This window comes from Pseudomonas sp. NPDC008258, assembly GCF_042956345.1.
Lineage (GTDB): Bacteria > Pseudomonadota > Gammaproteobacteria > Pseudomonadales > Pseudomonadaceae > Aquipseudomonas.
Genome location: NZ_JBIBGE010000011.1, coordinates 41,415 through 55,716, shown reverse-complemented (window position 1 = coordinate 55,716; position 14,302 = coordinate 41,415). Strand labels below are relative to the sequence as shown.

Here is a 14,302-nt window from a genome sequence, read left to right as displayed (position 1 = left end):
GGGCTTCGCCCGTGTTCGCGGGCACGCCCGCTCCCACAGAAGCCCGTGCACCCCTTCAATATTTACAGATCCAGCACCAGGCGGGCCGTGCGGGCGCGGGAGACGCACAGCATGATGCTCTGCTGCGCCGCCTTTTCTTCGTCGCTCAGGTACTGGTCGTAATGCTCGGCTTCGCCCTCAAGAATGGCCGTCTCGCACGTACCGCAAACCCCTTCGCGGCACAGGCACTCGACCTTGGCGGCCTTGGACTTCTCGATGGCCTGCAGGATGGTCATGCCTTCTTCCACCTGCAACTCCACACCCGACTGCGCCAGCACCACGGTAAAGGCACTGCCGGTGACCGGCGTGGCAGCAAACTGTTCCCAATGCACGCGGTGCTCGGCAATGCCGGCCTTGGCGGCGCAGGCGATGACCGCGTCGATCAGCGGTTTGGGGCCGCACACGTACAGGTGTGCTTGCTCATCCAGCCCCGCGCACAAGGCGGCGAGGTCGAGCTTGCGGTCGAGGCTGTCGATGTAGAAACGGGTATTGGCGGCATGTGGGCCGTTGGCCAGCTGGTCCTGGAACGCGCCGTGCTCCGGAGCGCGGAAGGCATAGTGCAGTTCGTAGTCGGTGCTGCCACCTTCCAGTTCATGCAGTTGCGCCAGGAACGGGGTAATTCCGATACCACCGGCAATCAGCACATGGCGGCCGGCCGCAGGGTCCAGGGCAAACAGGTTGTTGGGCGAGGAAATGGTCAGGCGCGTGCCCACTTGCACCTGCTGGTGCATGAATGCCGAGCCGCCCTTGGACTGCTCTTCCAGGCGCACGCCAATCTGGTAGCTGCGGGTATCGCGCGGGTCGCTCATCAGCGAGTAGGCGTTGCTGTACTGGCTGCCGTCGGTGCTTTGCATCTGCACGATGACGTGGCTGCCACCGGTGAAGGCGGGCATCGCCTCACCGTCTTCGCGGGCCAGGGTAAAGCGCTTGATCAGCGGCGTGGCGTGTTCCACGTCGGTTACGCGGACGCTGAACATTTCATAAGTGTTGGCCATGGTTCACCTCGACTGCCTGGGCGCGCGGCAGGCCCTGCCGCGCACCTTTACGTGCACATTAACGTGGAGCGGTTGCCATCAATCGTCGAGGTGGGCCACGGCGATCAGGTTGTGGAAGTGGGCAATGCCGTGTTCGCTCATGCCGCTGCGCTCGCGGTCGGCCATGATGCGGCCCTGGCCACGGTAGCCACGGGATTTCAGGCCCTTTTGCACGCTTTCGACCAGGCGCAGGTCTTCTGGGCGGAACACTTCGCGGTACCAGTCGATCAGCTTCTGCTGCTCTTCGGTGATGTCCTTGTTGAGGAAGTAGATGTCGTAGTGCTGCAGGGTGGTTTCGGCATCGACCGGGAACTCGTAGATCACGGTCATGAAGTTGGCCCCTGGCGGCACGTTGAACATGGTGCACGGCCAGGCCCAGAAACCGGCGAACGACGGGTCTTTCACACTTTCATCGAACTTGAACGACTGCTCCGATGGCTTGGCCAGGCCGTATTGCAGGGTCCAGTTGCCGTGCATGCTGTGGCTGTACTGGCCAACGTCCACCGAGTCCGAGAAGCCTGGGTGGGCAGGGGCGCAGTGGTAGCACTCCAGGTAGTTGTCGACGATCGACTTCCAGTTGGCCGGGGTGTCGCTGACGAAGCGTGCCGCCAGGTGCAGGTCGTCGATTACCGCGCAGGCTTCACGCATGCGTGCCTGCATGCCAGGCAGCTGGTCTTCGACGGAGCCGGCGTCCATGTCCATGTTGATGAAGATGAAACCGGCGTATTCCTCGACGCGCAGCTGCACCAGGGTGGAGTTTTCCTTGTCGAAGTTGACCACGTTATCGCAGTTGCGGGCGTGGGCCAGCTCGCCGTCGAGCTTGAAGGTCCAGGCGTGGTACGGGCAGGTGATGACGTTCTTGGCCTTGCCGCTGCCGCTGAGCAGCTGGTGGCCACGGTGCGGGCAGACGTTGTAGAAGGCGCGCAGCACGCTGTCACGGCCGCGCACGACAATGATGCTTTCGCCAATCACTTCGCGGGTGATGTAGGCGTTGTTGTCTGCCACTTCGCTGCGGTGGCCCACGCAGATCCAGCTGCGGGCGAAGATGGCTTCTTTCTCATGTTCGAACACCGAGGCCTGGGTGTAGAAGTTGGCGGGAATGGTGAAGGCCTCTTCGGCATTCGCGCAGAAATCGGCGGGCAGGCGTTTGAAGTCGTTCATGACAGGTCTCTCACAAGCTCGGTTTATAGTTGTTGGTTAACGCGTATCTACTGGTTAACAGATCGGGCAAAAAAAATTCAACTCTTCAAAAAGGGCTGCTTCGCAGCCCATCGCCGGCAAGCCAGCTCCCACAGTGATCGTGCAAGACCTGAGATCTACGCTGTACCTGTGGGAGCCCGGCTTGCCGGCGATGGGCCGCAAAGCGGCCCCTTTGATCAATGCACGGCAGCGGCGCTGCGAGGTGCATGCTCGGCGGGTTCTTCGCCGGCCATGCGTGCAGCCTCTTCCTCGATGATGTGGGCCGGTATCTGGCCGTAATCAGCGATCATCCACTTGAAGAAGCCATAGATCTTCACCAGCAAGATCACCATGAACGGGATCGCGGTCAGCACCACGGCGGTTTTCATGGTCGACAGCGAGGCCTTGGCGAACAGCATGGCCAGCGGCACCAGGGTCAGCACCACGCACCAGAACAGGCGGTGGGTGGGCGTGGGGTCGTCGCCTTCACGCAGGTTGCGGGTGCTGGTGGCCGCCACCGCGTAGGCGGCGGCATCCATGTGCGAGGCGCAGAAGATGGCCATGATGAACAGGTACACACCCAGGAACACCTGGCCCCACGGCAACGCCAGCAGCAGGTGTGTCACGGCCGATTCGCCGCCTTGTTCGGCGAGCATTTTCGGCACATCCACTGCACCGGTGATGAACTGGTGCATGCTGTAGCTTTCCAGGGCGCCGAAGAAGAACCAGCAACCGAAGCTGCCACCCAGCAGCAGGGCCAGGACCACTTCCTTGATCTGCCGGCCACGTGAAACACGGGTCACGAACATGGCCACGCCCGGTGCGTACGACACCCACCACAGCCAGTAGAACACCGTCCAGTTGCGGGTGAAGGCACCGTCGCCGGCCGGGTCGGTGAACAGGCTCATGTGCACGTAGTTCTGGATCATCAGGCCAATCGAGTTGGCGGTGTTGTTGAGGGTGAACTGGGTCGGGCCGACCAGCAGCACGACGGCAGCAAACACCAGCGCGCCAATGCACACCATCTTGCTCATGCGCTGCAGGCCGCCATCGATGCCGATGTACGAGCTGAGCGAGAACATCACCGCCACGCCACCGATCACCATCAATTGCACGGTAAAGGTGTCCGGGGTGCCGGTCAGGTCATGCAGGCCACGGGTCAGGGTAGAGGCGGTGAGGGCCAGCGACACGGTCAGTGCGCCCATCATGGTCAGCAGGAAGATCAGGTCAACACTGCGGCCCACCGGGCCGGTGGCCTTGAAGCCGGTTACCGCTTCAACGATCGAGGCCAGGTTAAGGCCGCTCTTCTTGCGTACATGGAAGTGGTAGGCCATGGCCAGCGAGGCCAGGGCGTAGATCGACCAGGCGCTGATACCCCAGTGGAAGAACGAATAGCCAACGCTGTATTCCAGCGCCTTGGGGGTGGCGGCGGCGATGTTCAGGCCAGGGGTCTGGTAGTAGTAGGCCCACTCCATCACACCCCAGTAGAGGGTCGACGACCCCATGCCGGCGCAGATGAACATGAACACCCAGGTGGCGGTGGCATATTCCGGCTTGCCACTGCCCAGGCGGATATTGCCGTATTTGCTGAAGGCCAGGTACAGCACGGCCAGGGTACTGGCGAACACCAGCACCTGCACGCTGGTACCGAAGGTGCGGGTGGACAGTTCGAACAACTGGTTGGCGGCGCTTTCAGCCTGGGCGGGGAAGGCTGCAAGGCCGATCACGGTGAGCAGTACGGCAATCAGGCTCACGGTAATCAGGAACACATCAATCTTTTTATTCTTGTGCGACATCATCGTCTCCTGGACGTTGGCGTACTTGTTATACCCGGCAGGCATCCGGGGTGTTGCGGTGCTGCTCCTTCCTTGGTTGTTAACCTTTAGTTGACTAGAATCTAGCGGTTAACAGATTTTGCATACAATCCACGCCGCTCGCAAGAGGCAAGGGGCCGATTGTCAGACAGTCCTGACAATCGGCCCCTGTGCATCAGGCTTCGACCAACGCAGTGATGGCCTGGCCCACCTGCTGGGTGGACTGCTGCCCGCCCATGTCGCGGGTCACCTCGCCGGCGGCGATGACCTGCTCGATGGCCTTGAGGATGTCGTCGTGGGCGGCGCGGTAACGCGGGTCGGCGCCGTCGTTGCCGAGGAAGTCGAGCATCAGCGCACCCGACCAGATCATCGCGATCGGGTTGGCGATGTTCTTGCCGTAGATGTCTGGCGCCGAGCCGTGTACCGGTTCGAACAGCGACGGGAACTTGCGCTCGGGGTTGAGGTTGGCCGATGGCGCGATGCCGATGGTGCCGGCGCAGGCCGGGCCGAGGTCGGACAGGATGTCGCCGAACAGGTTCGAGGCTACAACCACGTCGAAGCGGTCTGGCTGCAGCACGAAGCGGGCGCAGAGGATATCAATGTGCTGCTTGTCCCAGCTGATTTCCGGATAACTGGCAGCCATGGCTGCGGTGCGCTCGTCCCAGTACGGCATGCTCACGGCCATGCCGTTGGACTTGGTGGCCGAGGTAACATGCTTGCGCTTGCGGGTCTGGGCCACTTCGAAGGCGTACTTCAGAATGCGGTCGACGCCACGGCGGGTGAACACCGATTCCTGCAGCACGAATTCGTTCTCTGTGCCTTCGAACATGCGCCCGCCCAACGACGAGTACTCGCCCTCGGTGTTTTCGCGGATGACCACGAAGTCGATGTCGCCGGGTTCACGGCCAGCCAGCGGGCACGGCACGCCAGGGAACAGGCGCACCGGACGAATGTTCACGTACTGGTCGAAATCGCGGCGGAACTTGAGCAGCGAACCCCACAGCGAGATGTGGTCCGGCACCTTGTCTGGCCAGCCCACGGCACCGAAGTACAGGGCGTCAAAGTCCTTGAGCTGTTCGAACCAGTCGTCCGGCATCATCTTGCCGTGGGCCAGGTAGTAATCGCAGCTGGCCCATTCGAAGAACTCGAAGCTGATGTCCAGGCCATGCTTGCGCGCAGCGGCCTCGACCACGCGGATGCCTTCTGGCAGCACTTCGTTGCCGATGCCGTCGCCTGGGATTGCCGCGATTCTGAACGTCTTGCTCATGGGGGTGCACTCGTTGTCTAGGGAACAGGTGCTGGCCATGCTATAAGGGCTTGGCTTGGAGATAATCTGGCCAATCATGGATTCTTGGAACACGCTACGTGAATAATCTGCCCAACCTCGACGACCTCAATATCTTCCTGCAAGTGGCCAAGCGCGCCAGCTTCGCGGCCGTGGCCGACGAGTTGGGCATGTCGGCGGCGTACATCAGCAAGCGCATTCGCATGCTGGAGCAAACCCTCGAGGTGCGCTTGCTGCACCGCACCACCCGGCGGGTGACGGTGAGCGAGGAGGGCGAGCGGGTGTACCAGTGGGCATTGCAGATTTTCGATGCGGTGCAGCGCATGGGCGACGACATCAGCGCCCAGCACCGGGAACCTGCCGGCCAGCTGCGCATCGCCAGCAGCCTGGGCCTGGGCCGGCGCTTCGTGGCGCCGGCGTTGTCCGAGCTGGCCGAGCGCTACCCGCGGCTGGACATTCGCCTGGATGTGCACGACCGCCTGGTGGACCTGATTGCCGAGGGCGTGGACCTGGACATTCGCGTGGGCAACGCCATTGCCCCCAACCTGATCGCCAAGCCGCTGGCGCGCAACCGCCGGGTGTTGTGCGCGGCGCCGGCGTACCTGGCCCGGCGCGGCACGCCCAAGGTGCTGGGCGACCTGGCCAGCCATGATTGCCTGGTGATCAAGGAGCGCGACCACCCGTTTGGTGTGTGGCAGCTGATGGGGCCGGAAGGTGAGGAAGGCGTGCGGGTAACCGGTGGCCTGTCGACCAACCATGGCGAAGTGGCGCACCAATGGTGCCTGGACGGGCGCGGGATTTTGCTGCGTTCGTGGTGGGATGTGCACGACAGCCTGCAAGACGGGCGCCTGGTGCAGGTGCTGGAGGCCTACCACCAGCCGGCGGATATCTGGGCGGTGTACACCTCACCGCTGGCCAGTTCGGCCAAGGTGCGGGTGGCCGTGGACTTTTTCCGGCAGTACTTTGCCGAGCGCTATAGCTTGCCTGGCTAACTGCTGGCTTGCGCGAGATTGAAAGGCCTGCGCGATCCCTGTGGGAGCGGGCACGCCCGCGAACACCGGCGCAGCCGGTGCCAGTCACCGCGTTGAATTCTTCGCGGGCACGCCCGCTCCCACAGAAAAGCAGACCGAGTGAAACTTCAGGATACGGGTATCCGCGAAACCGCCTTCACCTCGCGCAGCGCCAGGCTCGACTGAATCGAGGCAATCCCCGGCTGCCTGCGCAACACCTCTTCCACAAACCGCCCATAACTCTCCAGGTCGGTCGCCAGCACCGTCAGCACATAGTCAGCCTCACCGGTCACCTTGTGGCAGGACAGCACCTGCGGCAGCTTCAGGATCACCTGCTCGAACTCATCCGGCGCCTCGGCCGAGTGGTTGCCAAAGCGCACCTGGGCAAATGCCATCACGTCGTACCCCAGCTTGCGGCGGTCGAGGTTGGCCTGGTAGTCCTTGATGATGCCCAGCTCTTCCAGCCGTTTGCGCCTGCGCCAGCACGGCGTCACGGTCATCGACAGGCGCTCGCCCAGCGCAGCGCTCGACAGGGTGCCGTCCCCCTGCAAAAGGCGCAGCAGTTCGCGGTCGGTGTCGTCCAGTTCTTCGATAGCAAAAGCTTTGCTCATGGCTGGCCAATCCTGTGATTGTTTTGCTCAAGCTTCCGGTTTGATCGAGCATAAAGCAAAGCATTTTCACCGTTCTCTCGCGAAAATTGGTTACCCGGTAACCCCTTGGAAAAGGACATTCGCGTGCTGACAGTCTTTAGCAACAACCACCGCTTGCACCATGGCTCGGAACTCAAGGATGGCGCTATCACGCCATCGTTCGAAAACCCCCGGCGCGCCGACACCGTGCTGGCCCGTGTACACAGCACCGGCCTGGGCGATGTCATCGCCGAGCAGGCCTTCGACCGTGCCTGCTACGTGGCGGCGCACAGTGAGCGCTATGTCACCTTCCTGGAAACCGCCTGGTCGCAATGGGCCGCCACCGGCAAGACCCACGATGCACTGCCACTGGTGTGGCCAGTGCGCGACCTGGCCATCGACCGGGAACCCGGCTTCATCGACGGCAAGCTGGGGTTCTACGCCATGGATGCCGGTGCGCCGATCACTGCTGGCACCTGGGAGGCCGTGCGCAGCAGCGCCAACGTTGCCCTCACCGGCATGCAGCGCATCATCGACGGCGCCAACAGTGCCTTCGCCCTGTGCCGCCCGCCGGGGCACCATGCCGCCCGCGAATACATGGGCGGCTATTGCTACCTGAACAACGCCGCCATCGCTGCCGAGCGCTGCCTGAGCCAGGGCGCCAGGCGCGTGGCCGTGCTGGATGTGGACTTCCACCACGGCAACGGCACGCAGAACATCTTCTACGACCGGCCCGATGTGTTCTTCGCCTCGCTGCATGGCGACCCTCACGTGTCCTACCCCTACTTTTCCGGCTTTGCCCACGAGCAGGGCGCAGGCGCGGGCGAGGGCTTCAACGCCAACTACCCGATGGGCAAGGGCACACGCTGGGGCGAGTACCAACTGGCCTTGCAGGACGCGCTCAAGCGCATTGTCGCGCACAAGCCCGAGTTCCTGGTGGTGTCGCTTGGCGTGGACACCTTCGAGGATGACCCGATCAGCCACTTCAAGCTCACCAGCGAAGACTTCCTGCGCATGGGCGCCGAGATCGCCAGCGCCGGCATCCCGACCCTTTTCGTGATGGAAGGCGGCTACATGGTCGATGAAATCGGCATCAATGCGGTGAACACGCTGCAAGGCTTCGAAAGCGCGCGCTGACCCGCGCAACCCACGGTGGCGGGGCCTGTAGCGGGCCTTGCCACCGCGCTGCAACACGTGACAGACCAACAATAACAAGAGGTCGCCATGCAAGACATGCCCGCAAGCCTTGAGCAAAGCAAACTGGTAACGCCCGCCCGTGACGGGCACCTGCAACGCACGCTGGAAAACCGCCACATTCAGCTGATTTCCATTGGCGGCGCCATCGGCACGGGCCTGTTCATGGGCTCGGGCAAGGTGATTGCGCTGTCCGGCACCTCGATCCTTCTGGTGTACGCCATCCTCGGGTTCTTTGTGTTCTTCGTCATGCGCGCCATGGGCGAGTTGCTGTTGTCAGACCTGCGCTTCAAGTCGTTTGCCGACATCGTCGCCCATTACCTGGGCCCGCGGGCAGGTTTTGTGCTGAGCTGGTCGTACTGGCTGAGCTGGAGCGTGGCGGTGGTCGGTGACGTGGTCGTGGTGGCCGGGTTCTTCCAGTACTGGTACCCGCACACGCCAGCCTGGGTGCCGGCGTTCTTCACCCTGTTCGTGCTGTTGGGGCTGAACATGCTGGCGGTGCGGATATTTGGTGAAGTGGAGTTCTGGTTCGGCATCATCAAGATCGTGGCCATCGTGTTGTTGATCATTACGGCGGCGGTGATGATCGCCACGTCCTATACCTCGCCCAATGGTGTGGTCGCCTCGCTGGCCCACGTGGTCGCGCCGGGTGCGGTGCTGCCCCATGGCATCAGTGGCTTCTTTGCCGGGTTCCAGATTGCCGTGTTCTCGTTTGCCGGTACCGAGCTGATCGGCACCACCGCAGCAGAAGCGAAAAACCCGCATCGCTCGCTGCCCAAGGCAATCAATACCATCCCGCTGCGCATCCTGCTGTTCTACATCCTGGCGCTGGTGTGCATCATCAGCGTGGTGTCATGGGCCGAGGTGCCGGCCAATCGCAGCCCCTTTGTCGAACTGTTCTTGCTGGCGGGCTTTCCGGCAGCGGCCGGCATGATCAACTTCGTGGTGCTGACGTCGGCTGCATCTTCTGCCAACAGTGGGGTTTATTCGGGTTGCCGGATGCTGTTTGGCCTGGCTGAGCGGCGCAATGCACCGGCGCTGTTTGCCAGGCTTTCGGCACTCAGCGTGCCGGTGTACAGCTTGTTGTTTTCCGGGGTATGCATGGTGGTCGGGTTGAGCCTGCTGTTCATCATTCCCGAGGTGATGACGGTATTCACGCTGATCTCGACGGTGTCGGCGATTCTGGTGATCTTCACCTGGTCGATGATCCTTGCTGCGTACCTTGCCTACCGCAAGCGCAACCCGGCGGCTCACGATGCCTCGGTATTCAAGTTGCCGGGCGGGGTGCCGATGGCCGTCACCACCCTGGGCTTCCTCGGCTTCGTGCTGGTGCTGCTGGCGCTGCAACCGGATACCCGGTTGGCGCTGTGCGTGATGCCGTTGTGGTTCGTGTTCCTGCTGCTGGCCTACCGCCGCCGCACTAAAGCACACTCCTGAGCCGATCACATACCTTGTGGGAGCGGGCTCGTCGAGGCGTCGAACCGCCGCGAACACCGGCGTAGCCGGTGCCATGTACCGAGTCGCCTGCTTCGCGGGCATGCCCGCTCCCACAGGAGCTGTGTCTGGCTGACAACCTTATATACCTCCCGGTATATGGACAGCCCATCACCTTGCCGCATAGCTTAACCCCTCGACGGGGCGCGCCTTGCACACGCCATAACAACAACGATGCCCCGTGACCTTTCAGTCCTGCCAACCCCACAACTCTAAAAATGAGGCGGCAAATGGAAAGCATCGGTACCTATGTCATCTACGTCATCATGGTGTGCGCGGTACTGGGTGCCGTGGCATCCATCTACAACCCCGAAGGCGAGCTGGGCCAGGAGTTCATCGCCGGCCTGCACAGCATCGGCCCCATCTTCATCCCTGTGGCCGGCATCATGGCGGCAATCCCGTATATCTCTGCGGGCATCAGCCATGTGATCGCGCCGCTGTTCCAGGCCATCGGCGCCGACCCGGGCATCGCCGGCCCCATCTTCATCGCCTCGGACATGGGCGGCTACCAGCTGGCCAAGGCCCTGGCGCAAAGCCCCGAAGGCTGGATCCTCGGCCTGATAACCGGCTTTCAATGCGGCGCCACGATCATCTTCGTCATCCCGGTGGGGCTGGCCATGTTGCGCAAGGTCGACCACAAGTACATGGCCTTGGGGATCATGGCCGGGCTGCTGACCATTCCGGTCAGCATCATGATCATCGCCATGGCCATGCAGGCCCTGGGCCTGAACGTGCGCCCCGACATCGCCACCACAGGCGCGGCCACCCAGGCACTGAACTTCACCTGGGCGATGTTGCTGCGCAACCTGATGCCGCTGATCCTGTTCTGCATCGCCCTGGCGGCGGCGTTGCGCTACTTCCCCACGCTGATGGTGTACCTGTTCCTCAAGCTCGGCCAGTTCATGTACATCGCCGTGGTGCTGGTACTGGTGGCGTCGATCGTGCAGTACTTCACCGGCCTGTTCAGCCACCTGTTCGGCAGTTGGGGCTTCGCGCCGATCATTGCCGATGCCGATGACCAGTTCCGCGCCCTGGAAATTGCCGGCTACATCGGCCTGATGCTGTGCGGAGCGTTCCCCATGGTGCACTTGCTCAAGCGCTTCCTGGCGCGGCCCATCGAGCGGGTGGCTTCGCGTTTTGGCATGTCCGGTGTGGGCGCTGCCGGCGTGCTGGCGGCCTCGGCGAATATCCTGGCCATGTTCAGGCTGGTTAGCGAAATGCCGCCCAAGGACAAGGTGCTGGTGATTGCCTTCTCGGTGTGCGCCGCCTTCACCTTTGGCGACCACATGGCCTTCTCGGCCAACTTCCAGCCCTCGCTGATCCTGCCGCTGATGATCGGCAAGCTCAGTGGTGGCCTGATCGCCATGCTGCTGGCCAGTTGGCTGGCGGTGCCCAAGGCGCAGGAAATGGGGCGCCAGGATGACGCTGCAGGCGCCTTCAAGGTAGTGCCCGAACCGTCCTGAGCCAAAAACGTCATACACATGATCCGGAGCGTCCAGGGCGCCCCGGATTTTGTGTTTTTTGCCAATCAAGCCGGTAAGGTCGCACAAGCCATACCAGCACGAGAGCGTGGTGAACAATGACAAGAGATGAGGCAAATAGGCTGGCGGCGGTGATCGAGGCGATCGGCAGCGAGCAGTTGGGGCCGGCGCTGGATGCGTTGCTGCGCAGCAAGCTGGCGTTCGAGATGAGTTGCGCTTACCTGTTCCGCTTCAACCAGCCGGCGTTGCTGCTGCACAACGGCTACAACCATTCGGTAACCGAGCGCACCCTGAATGCCTACGTGCGGGGCGGGTACCTGCTTGATCCTTTTTACGTTGCCTGCGCCAACGAACACCCGGCCGGGCTATGGCGCATGAGCGAACTGGCACCGGACTGCTTCTTTTCTTCAGGCTTTGCCATTTCCAGGGACATCCACCCCTGCGTGTCGTCCGACTACGGCACGGCGGTGGAGGAGGTGGGCTTCATCATCCCCTTGCAGCCGCAGGTGGCGATCGTTTATTCGCTGATGCGTAAACACAGCAGTGGTGATTTCAGTACGGCGCAAATGGACCTGCTGGCGGGCATGGCGCCGTTGCTGGCTTCGGTATTCGGCCAGCATTGCCGGTTGCGCCATGCCGATTGCCTGCGCACCGCGCCGGAGGGGGCGGTGCTGGAGGATGCGTTTGTCGAGATCCTGCAAGGGCAGTTGACCGAGACCCAGCGCCTGATCGCCAAGTTGCTGTTGCAGGGGCACAGCAATGCGTCGATTGCACGGCAGCTGAATATTTCCGATGGGACGGTGAAGGTGCACAAGCACAACATCTACCAGCGCCTGGAAATCTCCACCAACGCCGAGTTGTTTCGGCTGTTTATCGACTACCTGGCCAAGGCCTGATAAAGCAGGGGCCGCTGTGCGGCCCCATCGCCGGCAAGCCAGCTCCCACACCGACCGCGCTGACCTCAAGCCTTGCGCTGTCCCTGTGGGAGCTGGCTTGCCGGCGATTGGGCTGCAAAGCAGCCCCAAGGATGTGAAGGCTGCAGACTATCTGAACAACGGGCTCAGGTGCTCGCTGAGGTAGATCCCCTGCGGGTCCAGCTGCCGGCGCAGCTTGCGGAAGTCCTCGGCCCGCGGGTAAATGGCACTCACATCCTCTCCAGTCAGGAAGTGCAGCTTGCCCCAGTGCGGCCTGGCGCCATACGAACGCAGTATCCGATCCACCGCCCGCAGGTAGTCCCAATAATCGGTCCCCGGTTGGCCAGACACCGAAATGGTCACGCTGTCCTGCTCGAAGAACGGGCTCATCCACGCCCCGTCACCGGCAGTGAAGCGGTATTCGATGGGGTAGATCGCCTCGGGGAAGTCTTCCAGCATCAGCTTGCGTACTGCGCGCAGCGCTTCCTTGCTGTGGCGCACCGGCACTGCGTATTCCAGTTCGTGGAAGTTGGGCAGGTACTCGATCGGGTACACATCCGAGCTGTACGCCACCTTCTCGAATTCACTTTCCCAGGCCGGGCGGTCGGTGATGTCCATGACCTTCACTTCGCACACGTCGGTGGTGCGCCCGCTGGTGGAGGTGGCGGCGGTATCCGGCAGGCAATAGCAATGGCGGCTCTGCTCGTAGGGGCACCAGAAGAAGCTGAAGTGGCGGTGCTTGCGCGCCAGTTCGTCGTGCTTTTCCATCACGCTTTCGAAGTCTTCCCGCCAGATGCGCTCGTGCAGGTTGAAGCTGTCCGTCACCTGCAAGGTCAGTTCGGAAACGATGCCCAGTACACCCAGCGACACGCGGCCTGCCTGCAACAGGTCGGGGGTGCTTTCGTCCACCACCAGGATTTCGCCATTGGGCTGCACCAGCTTCATGCCGACAATCGACGACGCCAGGTTGCCCAAGGTCAGGCCGGTGCCGTGGGTTCCGGTGGTCAGGGCACCGGCAATCGACTGGCTGTCGATGTCGCCCTGGTTGACCATCGACAAGCCGGCGGCACGCAAGGCCTTGCCGAAGGCATTGATGGTGGTGCCGGCGGCGGCGGTGACGCGTTTTTTCTCATGGTCGATATGGCGCACGCCACTCATGTTGGCCAGGGTAAGGTGCAGGCCGTTGGTGAGCGCCACCGGGGTAAAGGAGTGCCCGGAACCGGCCACGCGCACGTTCATGCCATTGCTGCTGGCCTGGTTTACCATCGAGCACAGTTCGTCTTCGCTGGCCGGTGCCCCGCGTGCTGCGCGAATGCAGGACTGGTTGCCGGCCCAGTTGCGCCAGTGCGCGTGGTCCAGGCCGAATTCGTTGATGTGCATGTTGTTGGAAGAGGTGGTCACGTAGATCGCTCCTGCTTGTTGTTCTTTTAGTCAGATGGCCGTGTAGCCGTTGTCGGCAAACAGGTGTGCGCCGTTGACGAAGCTGGCGTCGTCACTGGCCAGGAACAAGGCGGCGCTGGCAACTTCCGAGGGCTCGCACAAGCGCCCTTGGGCAGCAGCGATGGCCGCTTCACTCACGTCCACGCCATGCTTGCGCAGCATGTCGATCTCGCGCAGGCCGTGGGCGGTGGCGATAAAACCCGGGCAAATGGCGTTGGCGCGGATGCCCCGGTCGCGGAACTCCACGGCAATGGCCCGGGCGAACATGTGTGTGGCGCCCTTGCTGGTGCAATACAGCACCTCCATCGGTGTACCCATCACGGCCGAGATGGACGAGGTGCAGACGATGCTGCCGCCACCGGCTGCCAGCATGCCGGGCAGTACGGCGCGGGTGACCAGGAACATACTCTTCACGTTCACCGCCATGACCCGGTCCCACTCTTCTTCGCTGGTGTCCAGGAAGGGCAGGGCTGCCAGGATGCCGGCGTGGTTCATCAGCACGGTAATGTGCCCGAAGGCTTGCTCTACGGCCGCCACCGCGGCCTTTACTTGCTGTGCGTCTGACACATCGGCCGCTGCAAAAATGACCTCGTGGCCTTTATCGCGCAGTTCCCGGGCCACCTCGGCACCCTTGCTGCCAGGCAGGTCGACAATGCCGACCCGTGCCCCTTCTGCTGCGAACAGCTGCGACGCGGCCAGCCCGCAGCCACCCGCGCCGCCAGTAATCAGCGCTACCTTGCCATTGAGACGTCCCGCCATGTTCGACTCCCGATGTCTTTTATTGGATTG

At 62.5% G+C, this 14,302-nt stretch carries 12 protein-coding genes; 5 read left to right on the top strand and 7 right to left on the bottom strand.

The features are described from left to right. Positions 1-62 precede the first annotated feature (62 nt). The 4 genes from ACFY9W_RS11200 to ACFY9W_RS11185 form a co-directional block, all read right to left on the bottom strand. Entirely contained in the window at positions 63-1,034 is a 972-nt protein-coding gene (locus ACFY9W_RS11200; RefSeq protein WP_391129749.1) for a 2Fe-2S iron-sulfur cluster-binding protein, read from the bottom strand. 78 nt (positions 1,035-1,112) lie between these two features. Then, positions 1,113-2,234 (bottom strand): aromatic ring-hydroxylating dioxygenase subunit alpha, encoded by a 1,122-nt coding sequence (locus ACFY9W_RS11195; RefSeq protein WP_201205183.1) that lies wholly within the window; start codon positions 2,232-2,234, stop codon positions 1,113-1,115. A 215-nt stretch (positions 2,235-2,449) separates the two neighbouring features. Next, positions 2,450-4,048: a BCCT family transporter gene (locus ACFY9W_RS11190; RefSeq protein WP_391129745.1), complete on the bottom strand. Its 1,599-nt coding sequence runs from the start codon at positions 4,046-4,048 to the stop codon at positions 2,450-2,452. Between the two features lie 193 nt (positions 4,049-4,241). Beyond that, positions 4,242-5,333 (bottom strand): tartrate dehydrogenase, encoded by a 1,092-nt coding sequence (locus tag ACFY9W_RS11185; RefSeq protein ID WP_391129742.1) that lies wholly within the window; start codon positions 5,331-5,333, stop codon positions 4,242-4,244. 98 nt (positions 5,334-5,431) lie between these two features. Between ACFY9W_RS11185 and ACFY9W_RS11180 the strand changes: the two genes are divergently transcribed. Further along, positions 5,432-6,343: a LysR substrate-binding domain-containing protein gene (locus tag ACFY9W_RS11180; RefSeq protein WP_391129739.1), complete on the top strand. Its 912-nt coding sequence runs from the start codon at positions 5,432-5,434 to the stop codon at positions 6,341-6,343. A gap of 146 nt (positions 6,344-6,489) precedes the next feature. Here ACFY9W_RS11180 and ACFY9W_RS11175 read toward each other — a convergent pair whose 3' ends face one another. Further along, positions 6,490-6,972, bottom strand: coding sequence for an Lrp/AsnC ligand binding domain-containing protein (locus tag ACFY9W_RS11175; RefSeq protein ID WP_391129736.1), 483 nt, complete (start codon positions 6,970-6,972; stop codon positions 6,490-6,492). Between the two features lie 123 nt (positions 6,973-7,095). Between ACFY9W_RS11175 and ACFY9W_RS11170 the strand changes: the two genes are divergently transcribed. The 4 genes from ACFY9W_RS11170 (at position 7,096) to ACFY9W_RS11155 (ending at position 12,055) form a co-directional block, all read left to right on the top strand. Then, positions 7,096-8,127, top strand: a complete 1,032-nt coding sequence (locus ACFY9W_RS11170; RefSeq protein ID WP_391129733.1) for a histone deacetylase family protein — start codon at positions 7,096-7,098, stop codon at positions 8,125-8,127. Positions 8,128-8,214: 87 nt separating this feature from the next. After that, positions 8,215-9,621, top strand: coding sequence for an amino acid permease (locus ACFY9W_RS11165; RefSeq protein WP_391129730.1), 1,407 nt, complete (start codon positions 8,215-8,217; stop codon positions 9,619-9,621). Between the two features lie 287 nt (positions 9,622-9,908). Beyond that, complete coding sequence (eutH, locus tag ACFY9W_RS11160; protein ID WP_391129727.1) at positions 9,909-11,141, top strand: ethanolamine utilization protein EutH; 1,233 nt, start codon at positions 9,909-9,911, stop codon at positions 11,139-11,141. Positions 11,142-11,257: 116 nt separating this feature from the next. Further along, complete coding sequence (locus ACFY9W_RS11155; protein ID WP_391129724.1) at positions 11,258-12,055, top strand: LuxR C-terminal-related transcriptional regulator; 798 nt, start codon at positions 11,258-11,260, stop codon at positions 12,053-12,055. A 147-nt stretch (positions 12,056-12,202) separates the two neighbouring features. Here ACFY9W_RS11155 and ACFY9W_RS11150 read toward each other — a convergent pair whose 3' ends face one another. Together ACFY9W_RS11150 and ACFY9W_RS11145 are read right to left on the bottom strand one after the other, a co-directional pair. After that, positions 12,203-13,474, bottom strand: coding sequence for a D-arabinono-1,4-lactone oxidase (locus tag ACFY9W_RS11150; protein WP_391129721.1), 1,272 nt, complete (start codon positions 13,472-13,474; stop codon positions 12,203-12,205). 30 nt (positions 13,475-13,504) lie between these two features. Then, entirely contained in the window at positions 13,505-14,272 is a 768-nt protein-coding gene (locus ACFY9W_RS11145) for an SDR family oxidoreductase (protein ID WP_391129718.1), read from the bottom strand. Positions 14,273-14,302 lie beyond the last annotated feature (30 nt).

Coding starts and splice junctions, on each gene's coding strand:
- ACFY9W_RS11200 (WP_391129749.1), bottom strand. CDS start 1,034: ATGGCCAACACTTATGAAATGTTCAGCGTCCGCGTAACCGACGTGGAA.
- ACFY9W_RS11195 (WP_201205183.1), bottom strand. CDS start 2,234: ATGAACGACTTCAAACGCCTGCCCGCCGATTTCTGCGCGAATGCCGAA.
- ACFY9W_RS11190 (WP_391129745.1), bottom strand. CDS start 4,048: ATGTCGCACAAGAATAAAAAGATTGATGTGTTCCTGATTACCGTGAGC.
- ACFY9W_RS11185 (WP_391129742.1), bottom strand. CDS start 5,333: ATGAGCAAGACGTTCAGAATCGCGGCAATCCCAGGCGACGGCATCGGC.
- ACFY9W_RS11175 (WP_391129736.1), bottom strand. CDS start 6,972: ATGAGCAAAGCTTTTGCTATCGAAGAACTGGACGACACCGACCGCGAA.
- ACFY9W_RS11165 (WP_391129730.1), top strand. CDS start 8,215: ATGCAAGACATGCCCGCAAGCCTTGAGCAAAGCAAACTGGTAACGCCC.
- eutH (WP_391129727.1), top strand. CDS start 9,909: ATGGAAAGCATCGGTACCTATGTCATCTACGTCATCATGGTGTGCGCG.
- ACFY9W_RS11155 (WP_391129724.1), top strand. CDS start 11,258: ATGACAAGAGATGAGGCAAATAGGCTGGCGGCGGTGATCGAGGCGATC.
- ACFY9W_RS11145 (WP_391129718.1), bottom strand. CDS start 14,272: ATGGCGGGACGTCTCAATGGCAAGGTAGCGCTGATTACTGGCGGCGCG.